General features: G+C 38.2%; 13 protein-coding genes and 2 pseudogenes. 14 read left to right on the forward strand and 1 reads right to left on the reverse strand.

The window, feature by feature from the left end; all coding sequences use genetic code 11:
• Positions 1 to 322: 322 nt before the first annotated feature.
• From ACIQZA_RS01430 to ACIQZA_RS01495, 14 genes and pseudogenes are all read left to right on the forward strand, one after another.
• Positions 323 to 1,093 (forward strand): FliA/WhiG family RNA polymerase sigma factor, encoded by a 771-nt coding sequence (locus ACIQZA_RS01430; protein ID WP_132357418.1) that lies wholly within the window; start codon positions 323 to 325, stop codon positions 1,091 to 1,093.
• Positions 1,094 to 1,130: 37 nt separating this feature from the next.
• Complete coding sequence (locus ACIQZA_RS01435) at positions 1,131 to 1,439, forward strand: RNA polymerase subunit sigma (protein ID WP_132357417.1); 309 nt, start codon at positions 1,131 to 1,133, stop codon at positions 1,437 to 1,439.
• Between the two features lie 9 nt (positions 1,440 to 1,448).
• Positions 1,449 to 2,042 (forward strand): hypothetical protein, encoded by a 594-nt coding sequence (locus ACIQZA_RS01440; RefSeq protein ID WP_142507452.1) that lies wholly within the window; start codon positions 1,449 to 1,451, stop codon positions 2,040 to 2,042.
• 157 nt (positions 2,043 to 2,199) lie between these two features.
• Positions 2,200 to 2,919 carry a 30S ribosomal protein S2 gene (gene rpsB, locus ACIQZA_RS01445; protein ID WP_049668466.1) on the forward strand — a complete coding sequence of 240 codons (720 nt, stop codon included), beginning with the start codon at positions 2,200 to 2,202 and terminating at the stop codon, positions 2,917 to 2,919.
• Between the two features lie 101 nt (positions 2,920 to 3,020).
• Positions 3,021 to 3,908 carry a translation elongation factor Ts gene (gene tsf, locus ACIQZA_RS01450; protein ID WP_142507451.1) on the forward strand — a complete coding sequence of 296 codons (888 nt, stop codon included), beginning with the start codon at positions 3,021 to 3,023 and terminating at the stop codon, positions 3,906 to 3,908.
• Positions 3,909 to 4,530: 622 nt separating this feature from the next.
• The gene (gene pyrH, locus ACIQZA_RS01455; protein ID WP_142507450.1) at positions 4,531 to 5,256 is read left to right on the forward strand and encodes a UMP kinase; all 726 of its coding nucleotides are present in this window, start codon (positions 4,531 to 4,533) and stop codon (positions 5,254 to 5,256) included.
• Positions 5,256 to 5,813, forward strand: a complete 558-nt coding sequence (gene frr, locus ACIQZA_RS01460; protein WP_400934309.1) for a ribosome recycling factor — start codon at positions 5,256 to 5,258, stop codon at positions 5,811 to 5,813. The genes pyrH and frr overlap by 1 nt, the downstream gene beginning before the upstream one ends.
• A gap of 538 nt (positions 5,814 to 6,351) precedes the next feature.
• Positions 6,352 to 7,146: an undecaprenyl pyrophosphate synthase gene (locus tag ACIQZA_RS01465; protein WP_142507448.1), complete on the forward strand. Its 795-nt coding sequence runs from the start codon at positions 6,352 to 6,354 to the stop codon at positions 7,144 to 7,146.
• Positions 7,143 to 7,940, forward strand: coding sequence for a phosphatidate cytidylyltransferase (locus tag ACIQZA_RS01470; protein WP_402880078.1), 798 nt, complete (start codon positions 7,143 to 7,145; stop codon positions 7,938 to 7,940). The genes ACIQZA_RS01465 and ACIQZA_RS01470 overlap by 4 nt, the downstream gene beginning before the upstream one ends.
• A 170-nt stretch (positions 7,941 to 8,110) precedes the next feature.
• Positions 8,111 to 9,256, forward strand: a complete 1,146-nt coding sequence (gene dxr, locus ACIQZA_RS01475; RefSeq protein ID WP_400934313.1) for a 1-deoxy-D-xylulose-5-phosphate reductoisomerase — start codon at positions 8,111 to 8,113, stop codon at positions 9,254 to 9,256.
• Between the two features lie 45 nt (positions 9,257 to 9,301).
• A complete protein-coding gene (gene rseP, locus ACIQZA_RS01480; RefSeq protein ID WP_400934315.1) occupies positions 9,302 to 10,564 on the forward strand; it encodes an RIP metalloprotease RseP in 1,263 nt (420 codons plus the stop codon).
• Between the two features lie 440 nt (positions 10,565 to 11,004).
• Positions 11,005 to 12,711, forward strand: coding sequence for a proline--tRNA ligase (locus ACIQZA_RS01485; RefSeq protein WP_400934316.1), 1,707 nt, complete (start codon positions 11,005 to 11,007; stop codon positions 12,709 to 12,711).
• Positions 12,712 to 13,257: 546 nt separating this feature from the next.
• Positions 13,258 to 16,185, forward strand: a pseudogene (locus ACIQZA_RS01490) (PolC-type DNA polymerase III); the annotation flags it as partial.
• A gap of 799 nt (positions 16,186 to 16,984) precedes the next feature.
• Positions 16,985 to 18,388 (forward strand): annotated as a pseudogene (locus tag ACIQZA_RS01495) (PolC-type DNA polymerase III); the annotation flags it as partial.
• A gap of 499 nt (positions 18,389 to 18,887) precedes the next feature.
• On the opposite strand, the gene ACIQZA_RS01500 reads toward ACIQZA_RS01495, so the two are convergent.
• Positions 18,888 to 20,336 (reverse strand): class I adenylate-forming enzyme family protein, encoded by a 1,449-nt coding sequence (locus tag ACIQZA_RS01500; protein WP_400934319.1) that lies wholly within the window; start codon positions 20,334 to 20,336, stop codon positions 18,888 to 18,890.
• Positions 20,337 to 20,487 lie beyond the last annotated feature (151 nt).

Genomic DNA, 20,487 nt, shown 5'->3' on the forward strand with positions numbered 1-20,487 from the left:
AGTAGCGGCTCTTTTTATAGTTATCTTAATTCTTGTGCATTTTTTAGTTTTGACTATGTCCAAACTAAAAAATGCCTGACACAAAAATGTAAAGAATCTGTGATTGAGTCTGAGAAACAAATGAAATTAAAGTCGATTCTTGTTATAATATAGGAAAGAATTACATTGGTTTTTATGTTAGAGGCTGGATAGCTAGTAACGCTTTGTTACCCTCTGTAAATAACTAAATTTCATAGGAAGAAGTACAACAGAAAACAACAAGGTAATATAAGACAGTGGCAAACAGGCGCGTAAATGCGTTTTTCTTAGAGAGGTGGATTACATGACACAACCAATTCTGAACGATGAACAAAAGCTGTGGAACCGCTGGATAAATGAACGTGATCCAGATGCTGGTGATTTACTTATAAAAAAATATATTTCTCTAGTATCTTATCATGTACAACGCATTGGATCGAGCTTACCAAAGAGTGTATCGCGAGACGATTTAACGAGCTTAGGTATGGTAGGCCTTTTTGATGCATTAAATAAATTTGATATTAATAGAGACTTAAAATTTGATACATATGCTTCTTTTAGAGTAAGAGGAGCAATTATTGATGGTTTACGTAAGGAAGATTGGTTGCCGCGTTCCGCACGTGAGAAGGCAAAAAAATTAGATGCACAGATTGAACAGTTAGAACAAAAATATATGCGTCATGTAACACCTGAGGAACTTGCGGAACATATGACTTTACCTGTTGAGGAAGTTTACCAAACTGTACAGGAGCATTTCTTTTCAAATGTTCTTTCCATTAATGAGCAGCAAGATCAAGATGAGACTGATGGAAAGTCATTTGTTATTCGTGATGATACAACAACGACACCTGAGCAAGCTGTCGTTAAGTCTGAACTGCTTGGGGATTTAGCAGAAAATATCCAAAAGCTCAATGATAAGGAGCAGCTGGTGCTTAGTTTATTTTATACTGAAGAATTAACATTAACAGAAATTGGAGAAATGCTTGGGTTATCAACATCGCGCATTTCACAAATCCACTCAAAGGCGCTATTAAAGCTACGGAAATTATTATCTAATGAAATGATTAATGCATAATAATCCTTATATACATATCGTTGAAGGAGGGAGTCACATGAGTTTAAAGGGTGTCGAACTACAAATAGCTATTCCAAAAACATTTGAAGCAGGGAAAATGGCGGATCAGGCCCAACAACAAACTTTGGCTCAGCAAGCACATGCAAATGACGCGTTAAAAAAAGAAATAGAACGCAAGCAAAAAGTTGTGAATACTTCAGAGGGTATGGATGAGATTAGTGAAGATGAAGAAGCAGGTGGCGAGTATATAAAAGGTACTCGAAAAAAGAAAAATAAGGATAACGAGAAGCGAGAAACGCAAGCGCAGCATCCGTTTAAAGGAAATTTTGTGGATTTTAGTGGATAGGAGCTTACTATGACAATCATACTAATCGCGGTTCTTTTTATTTTACAGCTACTTTCATTTTATTTCCTTATTATATTAAATACGAAGCTAGCAAAATTTAAGGACTTAGAAAAAAAGCAGGAGCGCTTAATGCGTGAAATGGATGACACCATTAGTGTTTATTTAGCTGAGATGAAAGATGAAAATGATCGCCTAATTCAAGAGCTACAACGAGTTTCAAAGTCTGAAACTCAAACGAATGCTGTGAAACATGAAGAACAGATTGAGAGACAAAAGGAGCAGGAGCAATCGCCTTCTTTGCCAAAGGAAAGCACAGTAGACGGTTCTACTAGTCTAGATAATGAACCGCGTTTCTATGTGCCCAAAAATATTGTAGCCAATGCTTATTCACGTCAGCAGCAAACTGAAGCTAAAACAGAAGCTAAAGTGGTGCATTCGGCCCAGCAGCCAACTAATGCAACCAAAAAGGAAGAAGCGAAGCCATTAACAATAGAACAACAAGCTGTTGAATTAGCGAAACAAGGTAAAACAGCAGAAGAAATTGCCAAGCAGCTGCAAAAAGGAAAAACAGAGATTGAGCTTTTGTTGAAATTTCATCACTAAAACAGTTGCGAACGGGATAAAGCTATGATATAGTTGCAAATGGTGTTATTAATACACACGCATTTTGATGTAGTAAGTGGTGCTCTAAGTATAGGGTAGCTTGTTGCAAGTGATAAATGCGGAGGATAAAAACCAAACATACTAGGAGGAAATTCACATGTCAGTAATTTCTATGAAACAATTACTTGAAGCTGGTGTACATTTCGGTCACCAAACTCGTCGTTGGAACCCAAAAATGAAGAAATATATCTTCGTTGAGCGTAACGGGATCTACATCATCGACTTACAAAAAACTGTTAAAAAATTAGAGGAAGCTTATGACTTCATGCGTCAAGTTGGTCAAGACGGTGGTAAAGTTCTTTTCGTTGGTACGAAAAAACAAGCACAAGAAGCGATCAAAGATGAAGCTGAACGTTCAGGCAACTACTACATCAACCAACGTTGGTTAGGTGGTACTCTTACAAACTTCGGTACTATTCAAAAACGTGTTGCACGTATGAAAGCAATCGAAAAAATGGAAGAAGACGGAACTTTTGAAGTTCTACCTAAAAAAGAAGTAATCCAACTTAAAAAAGAACACGAACGTCTAATCAAATTCTTAGGCGGTATCCGTGATATGCACGCTCTTCCAGACGTAATGTTCGTGGTTGACCCACGTAAAGAACGCATTGCTGTTGCAGAAGCTATTAAATTAAACATCCCTCTAGTAGGTATTGTTGATACAAACTGTGATCCAGATGAAATCGACTACGTAATCCCTGCTAATGATGATGCTATTCGCGCTGTTAAACTTTTAACTGCTAAAATGGCTGACGCTTTAATCGAGTCAAAACAAGGTGAAGAAGAAGCTCCAGCTGTAGAAGCTGCTGCTGAGTAATTCACGTTTACAAAAAGGTGATAAGTGGCTCAGGACCCTTATCACCTTTTTTAGAACCTATCACTAAAATTTGTACAACCAATTTGAGGAGGAAACACTAAATGGCAAACATTACTGCACAATTAGTAAAAGAATTACGTGAAAAAACTGGCGCTGGAATGATGGATTGTAAAAAAGCGTTAGTACAAACTGATGGCGATTTAGATGCTGCAATCGATTTCCTACGTGAAAAAGGTCTTTCTTCAGCTGCTAAAAAAGCTGACCGCATCGCTGCAGAAGGTACAACTTACATTTTAGAACAAGGTAACGAAGCAATTATCCTTGAAGTAAATGCTGAAACTGACTTCGTTTCTAAAAACGATAAATTCCAAGTATTAGTTGCTTCTCTAGCTGAACAATTACTTGCTGCTAAACCTGCATCAATTGAAGCTGCATTAGAGCTTACAAATGCTGAAGGTGTAAAAGTTGTTGACCAAATTTCATCAGCAATTGCAACTATCGGTGAAAAAATTACTCTTCGTCGTTTCGAAGTGAAAACAAAAACTGATGCAGATGCATTCGGTTCTTACTTACACATGGGCGGCCGCATTGGTGTATTAGTTTCTTTAGAAGGTTCTACAGATGCTTCAGCTGCTAAAGATGTTGCTATGCATATCGCAGCTATTAACCCTACTTATGTTTCTCGCGATGAAGTTTCTGCTGAAGAAGTTGAACGTGAGCGTAAAGTATTGACTGAACAAGCTCTTAACGAAGGTAAACCAGAAAACATCGTAGCAAAAATGGTTGAAGGTCGTCTTGGTAAATACTTCGAAGATGTTTGCTTACTTGACCAAACATTCGTTAAAAACTCAGATCAAAAAGTACGTGACTTCGTTGCTTCAACTGGCGGTTCAGTAAACGGCTTCGTACGTTACGCTGTAGGTGAAGGTATCGAAAAACGTGAAGATAACTTTGCTGAAGAAGTAATGAGCCAAGTTAAAGGTAACTAATTTACTTGCGTTTGATCCTAATCAAATAATATCTAGATTTTCTAGACAAAAAAATGGGGAACACAACATAGCGTGTTCCCTATTTTTCCGAAATGAGCGAAAAAAAGATATAATTGGTTCATCACCAAAAGTTGTGGATGACATTTGTTAAAACGTATGCTATGTATATAAGTTGATTGGAGTGGAGGCTGGCGACTCCTTGGGGATCAGCGATAGAGGAACGAAGGCTAATACCATCACATCCTGTGATAACGCCTTCGTGACCAACATCCTGTTGGCACGAGACCCTGGAGCGAGCAGGCAGAGGAACGAAGGCTAAGAGCATCACGTCCTGTGATAACGCCTTCGTGACCAACTTCGTGTTGGCCCAAGCGGCTCATCGGACGCCCCCAGGAAGCTCTGCTCTGCGCGAAAGCGAAGCGTCAGCGGCAAATGTTTTCTGTAGCGAAAGCGAAGCGGCAGCTACAAAGCGCCCAGCCGGAACGGAAATCAACCACACGTTATTGTGATGAGCCATATAATTTCCTATTCTGCCTTATTCACAACTAGCAATTATTGTTATTTATACTATAATGGAAAAGGGAATAGAGATGTTTTAAATAAAGTCTGACGGAGGTTTACAATGAGTGTGCCACAATATAAACGAGTAGTTATAAAATTAAGTGGTGAAGCGTTAGCTGGGGAAGCGGGCTTCGGTTTATCACCAAAAATTATCAAGTCTGTTGCAGAACAGGTAAAAGAAGTAGTAGATCTTGATGTAGAAGTTGCTGTTGTTGTAGGTGGCGGTAATATATGGCGTGGAAAAATCGGTAGCGAAATGGGGATGGATCGTGCAGCAGCCGATTATATGGGTATGTTAGCAACGGTTATGAACTCTTTAGCGTTACAAGATGCACTGGAGAAATTAGGAATTGAAACACGTGTGCAATCTTCTATCGTAATGACACAAGTAGCGGAGCCATATATTCGCCGTAAAGCAGTTCGTCATCTAGAGAAAAAACGTGTAGTAATTTTTGCAGCAGGTACAGGTAACCCATTCTTCTCTACAGATACTACAGCTGCGTTACGAGCGGCTGAAATCGACGCAGATGCGATTTTAATGGCGAAAAATAATGTAGATGGTGTTTATTCTGCAGATCCGAAAGTAGATGCAACTGCCGTTAAATATGATACACTCACATACTTAGACGTTATTCAACAGGGCTTACAAGTAATGGATTCAACAGCTTCTACTTTATGTATGGATAACGATATTCCGTTAATTGTCTTCTCAATTACGGAACCAGGTAATATTAAACGTGCCGTACAAGGCGAGAAAATTGGAACAGTTGTTAGGAGGAATGCATAATGACTAAACAAGTTTTAGAACAAGCTAAAGACAAAATGAACAAAACAATTGCCGCTTTTTCACGTGAACTAGCTTCAATCCGTGCAGGTCGTGCAAATGCTTCTCTATTAGACCGCATTACGGTTGATTATTATGGTGCACCAACACCGATTAATCAGCTTGGAGGTGTATCGGTACCAGAAGCGCGTTTATTAGTTATTACACCTTACGATAAAACAATCTTAGGTGAAATCGAAAAAGCGATTATGAAATCAGATATTGGTATTACACCAACAAATGATGGATCTGTCATTCGTTTAATGATCCCGGCTTTAACAGAAGAGCGTCGTAAAGATCTTGTGAAGCAAGTGAAAAAAGAAGCAGAGGATGCAAAAATCGCTGTACGTAATGTTCGTCGCGATGCGAATGATGATCTAAAAAAACTTGAAAAAGCTGGCGAAATCACAGAAGATGATCTACGTGGCTACGGTGAAGATATTCAAAAATTAACAGATGAATTCATCGTTAAAGTAGATCAAGTGACGAAAGAAAAAGAAAAAGAAATTCTAGAAGTGTAAGCAACTCGTTTTGCATATCTATGATGGAACTTTTTGATGAGATGAAGGCGTCCTATATATATAAAGGACGTCTTTTCTCTTTACTGTTAAAGGGTCTTTATTCAGGCAGTTATACAAACACTTACCGAGACAGAGCATCTTTAATTGTTTTAAGGGAAATACCTTTCATCTATTTTTGCTTTCATTTAAGATTAAGAAGAACTATTCTTTACGTGAACTGAAATACATTATTATGAACAAAATAAGGGAAGCAATTACCCCTTCAATTGAGTGGGCGTGATAAAAGTCTTAAAAGCCCCTCTACTAAAGAGTTCATCACCTTAGGTTGGAATATGTCATGATAAGTTGATGTTCGTTTCGACTACACTCAGTTGTAACGAAAATTAACTCAACATATGGTGATATCTTAAAATGTGTGTAGTTCTAAAATAAGGTAGTTCATACATAGTCAATTTAGAGGGAAAAAAAAGACAAAACGCGCTTTTGTTTGTTATGATAGGTTAGTATACGTCCGATTAGTTGTAGTGGGGGAGTTAGCATGTTTAAAAAGCTATTAGGTAAACAAATAAATATAGATTCACTATCATTGGAGGAACGTGTTGCCCTTGCTAAAAACGAGCCGATTCCTGCCCATGTAGCGATTATTATGGACGGAAATGGACGTTGGGCAAAGAAACGTGCCATGCCACGTGTTGCTGGGCACCATGAAGGTATGAAGACGGTACGAAAGGTAACTAGATTTGCGTCAGATTTAGGTATTAAAGTTTTAACGGTGTACGCATTCTCTACAGAAAATTGGAAGCGACCAAAACCAGAGGTCGATTTCCTAATGCGTTTACCTGTAGAATTTTTAGGTTCCTTTTTACCTGAAATGATGGAACGCAATGTACGTGTTGAGATGATAGGAGATCCATCTTTATTACCTGCACATACGCAAAAAGCGTTGTATGAAGCGATGGAGGAGACGAAGCATAATACAGGATTAATTCTAAATTTTGCTCTGAATTATGGAAGTCGTTCGGAAATGGTTAACGCCATGAAAATAATGCTTCAGAAGGTGCAGGATGGTCAATTAACGATGCAAGACATAACAGAAGAATGCTTGACATCTCATTTAATGACGGCTCATTTGCCAGAGCCAGATTTATTAATTCGTACAAGTGGTGAAGTGCGATTAAGCAACTTTATGTTATGGCAGCTCGCCTATACAGAATTTTGGTTTACAGATACATTGTGGCCAGATTTTAGCGAGGAAAACTTACTGGCAGCGGTGGAAAACTACCAGAAACGTAATCGCCGTTACGGTGGGTTGAAGGGAGAAGAAACAACTTGAAACAACGAATTATTACAGCAATAATTGCAGCAGCACTATTTATTCCATTTGTTATTTATGGAAAAGTGCCATTTACAATACTTGTGCTTGCAATGGCTGTTGTCGGCTTTTATGAAATACTAAAAATGAAAGGTATTTCACTTTTTTCAGTACCTGGTTTTTTAGGGTTACTAACATTAATACTTCTTGTTATACCAACAGACTGGTCAAATAAGGTAGTAGATGCAATTGGCTATTCCTCCAATTTAATGGTTGTGTATGGTCTAATGATGCTATTACTCATATATGTAGTCCTTGTAAAAAATAAAATTACATTCGATGAAGTTGCATTTATATTATTAGGTGCGTTTTATGTCGGGTTAGGCTTCCATTATTTAATCGAAACACGAAGCTATGGTCTAGAGTTTGTCGTATATTGTTTACTTGTAGTTTGGACAACTGACTCAGGTGCATATTTTGTAGGAAGAAAACTAGGCAAAAATAAGCTATGGCCAGAAATTTCACCGAAGAAAACCGTGGAAGGTTTTATTGGGGGGATTGTCATTGCTGTAATCTTTGCTGTTGGAATGCAGGCAATTTATCCGTTTGCGAACGGCTATGTCTCACTTATTTTCATCACAATTTTTGCGTCAATTATTGGTCAAATGGGCGATTTAGTGGAATCGGCTATCAAGCGTCATTTTGACGTAAAGGATTCAGGCAATATCTTACCTGGACATGGCGGTATTTTAGATCGCTTTGATAGTCTTTTATTTGTCGTGCCTTTACTACATTTTTTTACATCTTTTTGGTAACTAGGAACAATAGCGGCTCGTTGGACTCCTCTTGGAAAGAGTCTAGTCGGAACCACAAATCAACTCTACGTTATGGTGATGAGCCATAACAATAGCATTTACCTCTAAACAGAGTGGTAATAATCGTGCTATATCATTTTTGCTGAGATAGAAAAAGGGGACAACTCGTCGTGAAAAAAATTAGTTTACTTGGTGCAACTGGTTCAATCGGTTGGCAAACCTATGATATTTTAAAAGAACAACGCGATGCCTTTCATTTAGTAGCGTTTTCTTCAGGAAAAAATATCGAAAAAACTCGTGAAATGATTGAAACTTTAAAGCCTGAGCTTGTATCTGTTCAATTAGAAGAAGATGCAATTATGCTCGCTAAAGAATATCCACAAGTACACTTTACGTTTGGTGCAAAAGGGCTCATAGAGGTCGCTACACATCCTGATTCGACAGTGCTAGTAAACGCGGTTCTTGGAAGTGTTGGACTAGAATCGACATTAGCTGCAATTCGCATGGGCAAAACAATTGCCATTGCCAATAAAGAAACACTTGTAACCGCTGGACATTTAGTGATGGCAGAGGCTAAGAAATATAACGCAACAATTTTGCCGGTTGATAGTGAGCATTCTGCGATTTTCCAATCGATGAATGGTGAGAATCCGAAAAATATTGAACGATTAATTATTACGGCTTCTGGTGGTAGCTTCCGTGACAAAACACGCGAGGAATTGAAGCATGTAACGGTTGTAGATGCACTAAATCACCCGAACTGGTCAATGGGTGCGAAAATTACGATAGATTCAGCTACAATGATGAATAAAGGGCTAGAAGTCATTGAAGCACATGTGTTATTTGATATGCCTTATGATAAAATTGATGTACTTTTGCATAGAGAAAGTATTATTCACTCCCTAGTTGAGTATCATGATACTAGTGTCATTGCACAGCTAGGTACGCCGGACATGCGTGTACCTATCCAATATGCATTAAGTTACCCAGATCGTATGCCGCTACATAACGGACAACGACTTAATTTAGCGCAAATTGGTCAGCTACATTTTAAAGAAATGGATTTTGAACGTTATCCAGCATTGCGACTAGCATATGAGGCTGGGCGCACAGGCGGTACAATTTTAACAGCGATGAATGCAGCGAATGAAGCTGCAGTTGCGGCATTTTTACAAGGGAAAATAACATTCCTTGAAATTGACGAAACGATTGAGCGTGTAATGCAAGCACATAACAACATATTAGTGCCAGATTTGCCAACAATTTTGCATGTAGACAGTGAAACGAGAAAAACAGTGTTAGACATGGTAAAATAAAGAGAGAAGATATCGTTAACTATTCGCTTTTAAAGGTGGGATTTTATGCAAACAGCTATTGCATTTATTTTAATATTTGGCATACTTGTATTCTTCCATGAATTTGGTCACTTCTTATTCGCGAAACGAGCAGGAATTATGGTTCGGGAATTTGCTATCGGTATGGGACCAAAAATTTATGGAAAAACACATGGTGAAACAATCTATACGATACGTTTATTGCCGATCGGCGGTTACGTGCGTATGGCTGGTGAGGACATGGATGGCGCCGAATTACAGCCGGGCTATCGAGTAGGGCTTATTGTAGATGAAGATAATGTTGTAAAGAAAATTATCTTTAATCAAAATAATAAGCAATTACCAGATTTGTTATTTTTAGAAGTTGAGCATGCCGATTTAGAAAAGGATTTGTTTGTAGAAGGCTATGATGAAGAGGAAAAATTAGTTCGTTATAATGTTGCAAGAGATTGTATTCTCGTAGAAAACGGAAAAGAAACGTTAATTGCACCATACGATCGTCAATTTAACGCTAAGACAGTCGGTCAACGAGCTATGGCAATCTTTGCAGGCCCGTTATTTAACTTTATATTAGCGTTTATTATTTATATGCTGATTGGATTAATTCATGGTGTACCTACGTATGAGCCAATCATCACAGAAGTAGTAGAAAATGATCCAGCTGCACAAGCAGGAATGCTTGCAGGGGATAGAGTAGTTAACATTGACGGACAAGCGGTTGAGAAATGGCAAGATTTAGCTGCCATTGTACAAGATCATCCAGGTGAAGATATTGCTGTTACAGTTGAACGAAATGGTCAGCAAGTTAACTTGAATATGACGGTAAAAGAAGTTGAACAAAATGGCGAAAAGTTTGGTCAAATAGGGGTTAAGTATGAGAGCCCACGTGAATTTAATCCGTTAAAGTCTGTTGTTTATGGCGCTCAAGAAACGTATAATATGACTGCTAAAATATTTGAATTGCTTGGTATGTTAATTACCGGTAAATTTACGATTGATGCTTTATCAGGTCCAGTAGGCATTTATAAAGCGACAGAGCAGGTCGCTCAATATGGATTCATCAATTTAATGAATTGGGCCGCGATGTTAAGTATTAACCTTGGAATTATGAATTTACTACCGCTTCCAGCACTTGACGGTGGTCGTCTATTGTTCTTCGGCTTCGAAGCAGTAAGAGGCAAACCAATTGATCGTCAAAAAGAGGGTCTTGTGCATTTTGTCGGTATCGTACTATTGATGATCTTAATGGTCGTAGTTACATGGAATGATATACAACGATTTTTCTTTTAACTTATTTCAGCAGATGCCAAACATCCGCTGAAATAGAGGAACTCAGTCTAAGAACGCCACGTCCTATGGCAACAACTGAGTGACCAACCTCGGTGCCACTGACGCTTCGCTTTCGCGCGAAAAACATTTGTTGGCCTAAAGCCTCTAGCGGATGTCACCTAAAATCATTGCATCCATGCGATAACGGCTAACATGGCCTAAGCACAAAGCCGATTCCGGACGCAATTATGCAGAGGCATAATTGAGCTAAATAAATGAAGTTAAGTTAAGTTTTTCAAGTGAAACATAGTTAGAAGATGCCAAGGCAAGTATGCCAAGGTGAAAATTGATTGAAAAAACATAGCTTTGAGCGCAATTTTTTTGAAACATTGCGTTCAAAGCTAAATTTGTTTATGCTAATTAGAGTATAAAACTTATCTATTAAAAAGGTGGAACACTGAATGAAGCAAAGTAAAACATTTATCCCAACGCTACGTGAAGTACCTGCTGATGCAGAGGTAAAATCACATAAGCAATTACTACGTGCAGGGTTTATTCGTCAAAATACAAGTGGGGTATACTCGTATTTACCGCTTGCAAAACGTGTGTTAACAAAAATAGAAAATATTATTCGTGAAGAGATGGAAGCGATCAATTCTATTGAGCTTTTAATGCCTTCATTACAATCTGCGGAACTTTGGCAGGAATCAGGCCGCTGGGAAAAATACGGTCCAGAATTAATGCGTTTAAAGGACCGTCATGATCGTGATTTCGCATTAGGGCCAACTCATGAAGAAGTGATTACAACTTTAGTACGCGATGAAATTAAATCCTATAAAAAATTACCGCTAACACTTTATCAAATTCAAACTAAATTCCGTGATGAAAAACGTCCTCGCTTTGGTTTATTACGAGGCAGAGAGTTTATTATGAAAGATGCATACTCTTTCCATGCATCACGTGAAAGTTTGGATGAAACATATGATGATATGTATCGTGCTTATTCAAATATTTTCTCTCGTTTAGGTTTAAACTATCGTGCAGTTATTGCAGATGCTGGCTCAATTGGTGGGAAAGGTACTCATGAATTTATGGTGCTTTCTGAAATTGGGGAAGATACAATTGCATACTCTGACACGTCTAATTATGCTGCAAACATCGAAATGGCAGAAGTTCTTGTAGACTATCAACCATCAGATGAAGCATTAAAAGAGCTTGAAAAAGTGGCAACACCAGACCAAAAAACAATTGAAGAAGTATCAGCTTTCTTAAATATTGAGCCTTCAAATGTCATTAAATCATTAGTATTTGATGTTGATGGTGAATTAGTTGTTGTACTTGCTCGTGGAGATCACGAAATAAATGATATTAAGCTGAAAAATGCGCTTAATGCTGGTTCTGTTGAACTAGCTAGTGAAGCGGCAATCCGTGATTTATTAGGCTGTGGAGTTGGTTCAATCGGTCCTGTTAAATTACCAGTAGACGTAAAAGTAGTGGCTGACAATGCTATTAAATCTATATGTAACGGTGTAGCTGGTGCAAATGAAGATGGTTTCCATTTAGTTAATGTTAATCCAGAGCGTGATTTTGCAGTGAATGAATACTTAGATATTCGTTTTATTCAAGAGGGTGATCCATCTCCAGATGGACAAGGAATGATCAAATTTGCAGAAGGTATCGAGGTTGGTCATATTTTCAAATTAGGAACAACTTACTCTGCAAAAATGAATGGTACTTTCTTAGACGAACAAGGTAAATCACAACCGTTTATCATGGGATGCTATGGTATTGGTGTATCACGTATTTTAGCTGCTGTTGCAGAGCATTTCCAAGATGAAAATGGTTTTGTTTGGCCAACACAATTAACGCCTTATGATATCCATGTTGTCCCTGTTAATACAAAGGATGAAACACAGGTTGCCTTAGCTGATGAGCTATATGGCTTATTAAAATCATACCGTTATGATGTGTTATTAGATGATCGTGCTGAGCGCGCTGGGGTTAAATTCGCAGATGCTGACTTAATTGGCTTACCGGTCCGAGTAACAGTGGGTAAAAAAGCAACAGAAGGTGTTGTTGAGGTTAAATTCCGTCAAACAGGTGAAACGTTCGAATGGAAAAAAGAAGAGGTCATTGATCGCTTAAATGAATTTTTCCGCAAAAATTAACTCTTTTTAGCTGAAGTCTCACACTTCAACGGTGGTGAGATGAATGCGGGTTTGAACTACTTTTCAGTGGGTGTCCAAGCATCCGCTGAAATAGAGGAACTCAGTCAAAGAACGCCACATCCTGTGGCAACGACTGAGTGACCAACTTCGTGATGGCCTAAAGCCTCCGGCGGATGTCATGGAATTGGAATGGAGCTAAGGTTGCTAGCCTAAATTCATCGCATCCATGCGATAACGGCTAACTGACCTGCATACGTAGGCCTAAGTACAAAGCCGATTCCGGACGCAATTATGCCGAGGTATAATTGATTTTCCTTTAGAAATGCTTGTCCCAAAAAGGATGAAATGGCATTAAATAGATAAAGATTCGCGCCACTTCTCGGGGACAGCGAGCCAAGCATGAATTCATAGATGTTTAGGATTTGTGAGGCTTGACAGTCGCCCGCGGAAAGGGAGCGAATTTTTTCTTTAGTTCGTAAACGTTGGTGAGGAAATAAAACAAGGGGCTTTTAAGACTGCCTCTTTCTGAAAGTAGGTGTCAATAGATTGGAACAGCAACAAGAAGCAAGAACGAAGTTTCAAATGCTCTTGCAACAACTAGAGTTAACAGATGATGTGTATATGTCCTTTTTTGAAGAAGGTGAATTATCACGCCTAACTGTACACAAAAAGAACAGGCTATGGAATTTTACCATTAAATTACGAGATGTACTCCCTTTTCCACTATACCAACTATTTCGTACTCGGTTGACTGAAAAATTTTCAGCTATCGCTCAAATCCACACAACTTTTGATACGGTAGAGAAAAATGTTACGGAAGAACTTGTCCAACAATATTGGTTAACAGTAGTAGAGCAAATAGATGAGATGGCGCCACCTTTAAAACATTGTCTAGTATCGCAAATGCCTATGTGGAATGGGCAAAAAATCACTTTATCTTGCATGCAAGAATTGGAATTTATGATGTTGAAAACAAAGTATGCAGAAAAGCTTTCCGAAAGCTATAGTCAATTTGGCTTTCCACACATTGTGATAGATTTTGTGCTTCAAGATCAAACGGAAGAAATGATCGCGGCACAGGAAGCTTTCATGGAACAGAGGCGTTTAGAGGAAGCAGCTTTAGCCCAACAAGCGGTACAAGATTACCAAAAACGTGAGCAAGAGAAGAAAGAAAATCCAGCTCTTGCGAACCTTGGTGACCGTCCATTCCAGCTTGGTATGTTAATTAAAGATGATGAAACGATGGAAATTAAACGCATTGTTGAGGAAGAACGCCGTGTTATCATAGAAGGTTTTGTTTTTGATACGGAAATTAGGGAGCTGAAAAGTGGTCGCTCTTTATTACAAATTAAAATTACCGACTATACGGATTCTATCGTAGTAAAAATGTTCTCACGTGATAATGATGATGCAGAACTTATGAAGCATTTGAAAAAAGGCATGTGGGTAAAAGTCCGAGGCTCTGTACAAACTGACACATTCATTCGTGATTTAATCGTTATGGCAAATGATATCAATGAAATCAAAAAAGAAACACGACGGGATAAGGCGCCAGAGGGAGAAAAACGAGTTGAATTACATTTGCATACACCGATGAGCACAATGGACGCAGTGACACCGGTTGATAGACTCGTTGCGCAGGCGGCAAAGTGGGGTCATCCAGCCGTGGCTATTACTGACCATGCTGTTGTGCAATCCTTCCCAGAGGCTTATTCAGCAGGGAAAAAGCATGGTATAAAAGTTATTTATGGCTTGGAGGCTAATTTAGTAGATGACGGTGTACCGATTGCTTATGCAGCTGAGCACCGATTATTAGATGATACAACTTATGTCGTGTTTGACGTCGAGACGACAGGTCTATCTACTGCTTACGATACGATCATTGAGCTTGCTGCAGTTAAAATTCAAGATGGAAATGTTATAGACAAATACGAAAGCTTTGCCAATCCACATCATCCACTTTCAGCAACGACCATTGAGCTGACAGGTATTACAGATGATATGGTACGTAACGCGCCAGAAGTAGAGCAAGTCATTAAGGAGTTCCATGAATTTATCGGAGATGGCATAGTAGTAGCCCACAACGCATCGTTCGATATGGGCTTTTTATACACAGGCTATAAAAAATATGGGCTTGAGGGAACGATTCATCCAGTTATTGATACGTTGGAGCTTGCGAGAATGCTGTATCCAACGATGAAAAATCATCGTTTAAATACGCTTTGTAAAAAATTCAATATCGATTTAACCCAGCATCACCGAGCTATTTATGATACAGAAGCAACCGGCTTCTTACTTTTACAGCTGTTAAAAGATGCGGATGAATTAGGTATCAAATATCACGACGACTTTAACAAGCATGTTGGCGGTGGAGATGCTTATAAAAAGGGACGACCAATGCATTGCACGATATTAGCAGTAGATAATGCGGGACTAAAAAATTTATTTAAATTAGTCACTCACGCCCATACAAAAACTTTCTATCGTGTACCTCGCGTCACACGAGCGGTTCTTGAGCAATATAGAGAAGGTTTATTAGTCGGATCAGGTTGTAGTAATGGCGAATTATTCGAGACGATGATGAATAAATCCCCAGAGGAAGCCGAGCAAGTTGCAAGATTTTATGATTATATTGAAGTTCAACCAAAGGCCGTGTATGCACCGTTAATTGAGCGCAATGTCATACATGATGAATGGACACTTGAAGATATTATTCGTAAGCTTGTAAAGCTAGGGAAGAAAATTGATAAACCCGTTGTAGCTACCGGTAATGTCCATTACTTAGATCCGACAGATGGGATGTTTAGACAAATACTAATTGGCTCTCAAGGTGGTGCCAACATCTTAAATAGATCAAAGCTACCTGAAGTTCATTTTAGAACGACTAATGAAATGCTTGAAGAATTTGATTTTTTAGGACCGGATCTTGCGAAGGAAGTCGTTGTCACCAATTCTCAAAAAGTCGCAAATATGATTGGTGATGTTAAGCCGATTAAAGATGATTTATATACACCAAAAATTGAAGGTTCAGATGATGAGGTCACAAATTTAACCTATGAAATGGCACATCTTATATATGGAGAAGAACTACCAGAAATCGTGAAGGCCCGAATTGAAAAGGAATTAAAGTCAATTTTAGGCCATGGTTTCGGCGTAATTTATTTAATTTCAGCGAAGCTTGTGAAAAAATCATTAGCGGATGGCTATTTAGTAGGTTCTCGTGGATCTGTTGGATCTTCATTAGTAGCGACCTTTATGGAGATTACTGAAGTAAATCCACTTCCACCTCATTATATTTGTCCAAATTGTAAGCATTCCGAGTTTTTTAATGATGGTTCAGTAAGCTCAGGCTTTGACTTACCAAATAAAGATTGTACAGAATGTGGAACACCGTATAAAAAAGATGGGCAAGATATCCCATTCGAAACGTTCCTTGGCTTTAAAGGGGATAAGGTACCTGATATCGACTTGAGTGCGACACGTTGTTAACTGAAAAGGTTAACCACCTAAATTGGTAGAACTGCTATTTCAAAGTGTGGAATGAGAGAGTAACGTCTTGAAACACACTCGCTAAAGCTACGACAAGCGTGGACGGTATTGCAAACACCAAAAACGTTTGAAGCTCGTTAAAGTAGGCTGAAGTTCACCCAAACAGTTTGGCTGTGGAAAGAGGGATAGAAATCTCTTGTGAATGATAGGTCTGGCGTCTATAAAATTCCTATGGTTAGAACCGGTAGAATCATCGAGACGAACCCTCGACTGACTTTTCGTAAATGTCACGTAGTAGAAATGCTGCGGGGTCCAGTTAGGACTTCTAGGTGTGGATGAGTAAGCGTTAGGTTATGAAAATCCATATTGTGTTACAGGCACAATCTTTGCCTAGCGGAATTTAGAGGGAACCTACGGGAATTATGTACAGATAGAAATAGTGGAACGTGTGAAGCTCCTAACGTAAGAGAAGGTTGCACTTCAATGATGACGGTGTATGGAAAGGCAAATCGCTATAACATACTTTAAAGGAGTGGCAGTAGTGCCGTAGTACCGACGAAGAAATGCTGTTGATGACTGAATAACCAATAAGTCGGAGGGAAAAACATTTCAGAGGGAAGGGCACAAGTCGTTAACGTTGAAACAAAAGTAGGAAATCCAAAGCTTAGTTTATAAATTTCAACAAAGTTAACGATGGAACGCCGTATGACGCCGAAAGGGTCATGTACGGTGTGGGACGGGGGAAAAGCTGGAGATCATATCAAATGCTTACCTATCGTCATATTTCTCTGGGGAATATCAACCACAAGCTCATAACTATACGAAGGTATTATTCGGTGAGGATTATGTATTTCGTGCCGGAACAATCGGCACAGTAGCGGAGAAAACAGCATATGGCTACGTAAAGGGCTATGCTAATGATAACAACTTACATTTCCGCGGTGCCGAGGTAGACCGGTTAGTGCAAGGCTGTACTGGCGTAAAACGTACAACAGGACAGCACCCAGGAGGAATTATTGTAGTACCAGATTATATGGATATTTTTGATTTCTCCCCAGTGCAATTCCCTGCGGATGCACAGGATGCAGAATGGCGTACAACGCACTTTGATTTCCACTCCATTCACGATAATATTTTAAAGCTTGATATACTTGGGCACGATGATCCGACTGTGATTCGGATGTTGCAGGATCTATCAGGGATAGATCCAAAAACCATTCCAACAGATGATCCAGTCGTTATGAAAATCTTTAGTTCTCCAGAATCTTTAGGCGTAACAGAAAAACAAATTGGCTGTAAGACAGGAACACTAGGCATTCCTGAGTTCGGTACTCGTTTTGTACGCCAAATGCTTGAAGATACAAAGCCATCAACATTCTCGGAGCTCGTGCAAATTTCAGGACTTTCACACGGAACAGACGTATGGCTTGGTAACGCGCAAGAGTTAATTCAAAACGGTACATGTGTGCTGAAAGAAGTAATTGGCTGTCGTGATGATATTATGGTGTATTTAATTTACCAAGGGCTAGAACCTTCACTGGCATTTAAAATTATGGAGTCCGTACGTAAAGGGAAAGGTTTATCTGAAGAGTTTGAGGCAGAAATGCTAGCGAATAAAGTACCAGGTTGGTATATCGATTCATGTAAAAAGATAAAATATATGTTCCCGAAAGCCCATGCAGCAGCTTATGTGTTAATGGCTGTTCGTATTGCATGGTTTAAAGTACATTTCCCGATTCTTTATTATGCAGCGTATTTTACAGTACGTGCAGATGATTTTGATTTAATTGCCATGGTACAAGGCTCGCAAATGATTCGTGCAAAAATTGATGAAATCAATATAAAGGGCTTAGATGCTTCAACAAAAGAAAAAAACCTATTAACTGTGATGGAACTAGCACTTGAAATGTGTGAGCGTGGCATGAGCTTCCAGAAGGTAGACTTATATCGTTCGCAGGCTAGTGAATTTATCATTGATGGGAACTCTTTAATTCCACCATTCGATGCGATTCCTGGACTTGGTACAAACGTTGCTAAACAAATTGTGGCAGCACGTGAGGACGGAGAATTTTTATCGAAGGAAGATTTACAACAACGAGGTCGAGTATCCAAGACATTAATTGAATACATGGATCAATTGGGTTGTTTAGAAGGAATGCCTGATGCAAATCAATTATCACTTTTCTAAAAGCTTTAAGAAAAGCGTCACTTATGCGGATGCAAAAGTATATATGATCCAGAGACGGATAGCTATAGACTGACAGAACTTTTCAGTTAGTAATCTGATATGACCATTTCTATTTACTAAGACAAAAAGCTATATCACCTTCTAAAACGGAAGGATAAAGATGAGAAGCATTGCTTTGATTACCCAAAGTACTTTTAAAAGAAGAAAATAGTAATGGAGAATAAAAAAGGCAACTTCTTGTTCAATATGAATAAGAAGCTGTCTTTTTTTAATTAAACTACTCAAAACAATATAATTATTTGTTTTTTCAGTGCCCTAGAGGAAAGCTTGAGCCCTTTGGGATTTAGGAATCAAGCCGCATAAAGTTTTTGTATTATTTCTAAGGTCTACTTGACGAGAGCACTTCAAAATGACCATGCAACCATATAAGGGACATATTTAATCCTGATGAAAGTGGATAGTTATCTTTTTAAGACAGAGTCGCCGTCATTATTACTCATTAAATTGAAATTGTTAAATTTTCCAATGCGTATTTCTCTAATTTTTTATTATCTATTTTTCCATTTGGTAGAAAAGGAAATTCTTTTGTGCAAATTAGTTTATCTGGATACATATAGGTAGGCAAAGCATCAACTATTTTTTTTCGTAACTCACCGGAGTCCTCAGAAGAATATTGAATAAACAATATTAAATAGGAACCTTTTCTATCTTCTGTGAAACTTATTACTTTACTCAATACTCCTAGTTCCTCTACGATTCTTTCCATATGACAGGGATAAAAAGTTGCCCCCATTCTATGTATCGCATTGTCATGTCTACCTATTACAACTAGATTTCCATCTACATCGAAATATCCGAAATCCTTCATATCGAGCCAACCGTTTTTTAAGTCTAATTTAACATTTCCATCGTTATCGAGATATCCTTCCATTAATCCATTGCCATTTGCATAGATGTGTCCTAGTTCATTAGATTTTGTTTCATTAAAGTTTTCATCGACTACTTTAACTGAAAGTCCAGGTAAAACTTTTCCTGTTCCATTGTGGCTATTTAAATTTGTAGATGTTAAATTTCCAGCCTCTGAAGAACCATAATAATCAAGCAATGGTATGTTAAAAACTTTCTCAAACCTATTTTTTAATACTAGGGGGACTGGAGCACCACTAGTAAACCACATACGTATATTATCTTTTATGAAATTAACTTTTTCTTTATTTCTTTCTGCAATTTGTACAGTTAAATAAGTTGTTGCAATGGTAGCCTCTACAACTGAAATTTTATGCCTATTAATAATAGAAGGTAATGTTCTTATATTTTGGTAATCACATATAACAATTGTGCACCCGACGACCCACCACTGAATAATCATATTTAATCCCCATATATTAAAAAATGGAACCACAGGTAGAATAACTTCGTTTGCTTTATAACCCATTCCCAATGCAGTTGAATCCATATTATTGAATAAGGAAGCACCAGATTTGACAATTCCTTTTGGAGTTCCAGTTGAGCCAGAAGAAAATAGTATGATGGCATCGGATCTACGATACCATTCATGTAAATCTATCTTATTTCCGGGAGGGGCTTGGTTCGTTCCTATATTATCAAATGAAGCAGATAAGCTAATGTATTTAGGTCCATTAAATGCAGAAGATTCATCCTCTGTGAGTATCCAATTTGCTTTTGTTCTCATATTTATCATTTGTAAATCAGAGTAGTTAGTATTTGTATCGAGGAGAACAATTGAACAATTAATATGCATAAGTGAAAAAAGAGATACCAAAAATGCATAATTATTATCACAACAGAGGATCACTCTGTCTCCCTTAACAACTCCATGAGCTAAGAGAACATTTGAGTAGTTAAAGACATCGTTTGTAAAGCGCGCATGTGAATAAACTTCGTTTTCAAAAATAATTGAACTATTTTTTTTCTGGGTAATATCCATATTAAATACCTCCTTTAAATATAGATATATTAATTTACTGGGGAGTTGAATTCCACGGTAAATAACGCAACTATTTACTGAATATATAAATTTTGTAAAAATTCCAAACTTGCGGTAATTACGTATACAAAAAACAGATTGGTATATTATA

Origin of the sequence: Lysinibacillus sp. NPDC096382 (genome assembly GCF_044762845.1) — a bacterium.
GTDB lineage: Bacteria > Bacillota > Bacilli > Bacillales_A > Planococcaceae > Lysinibacillus.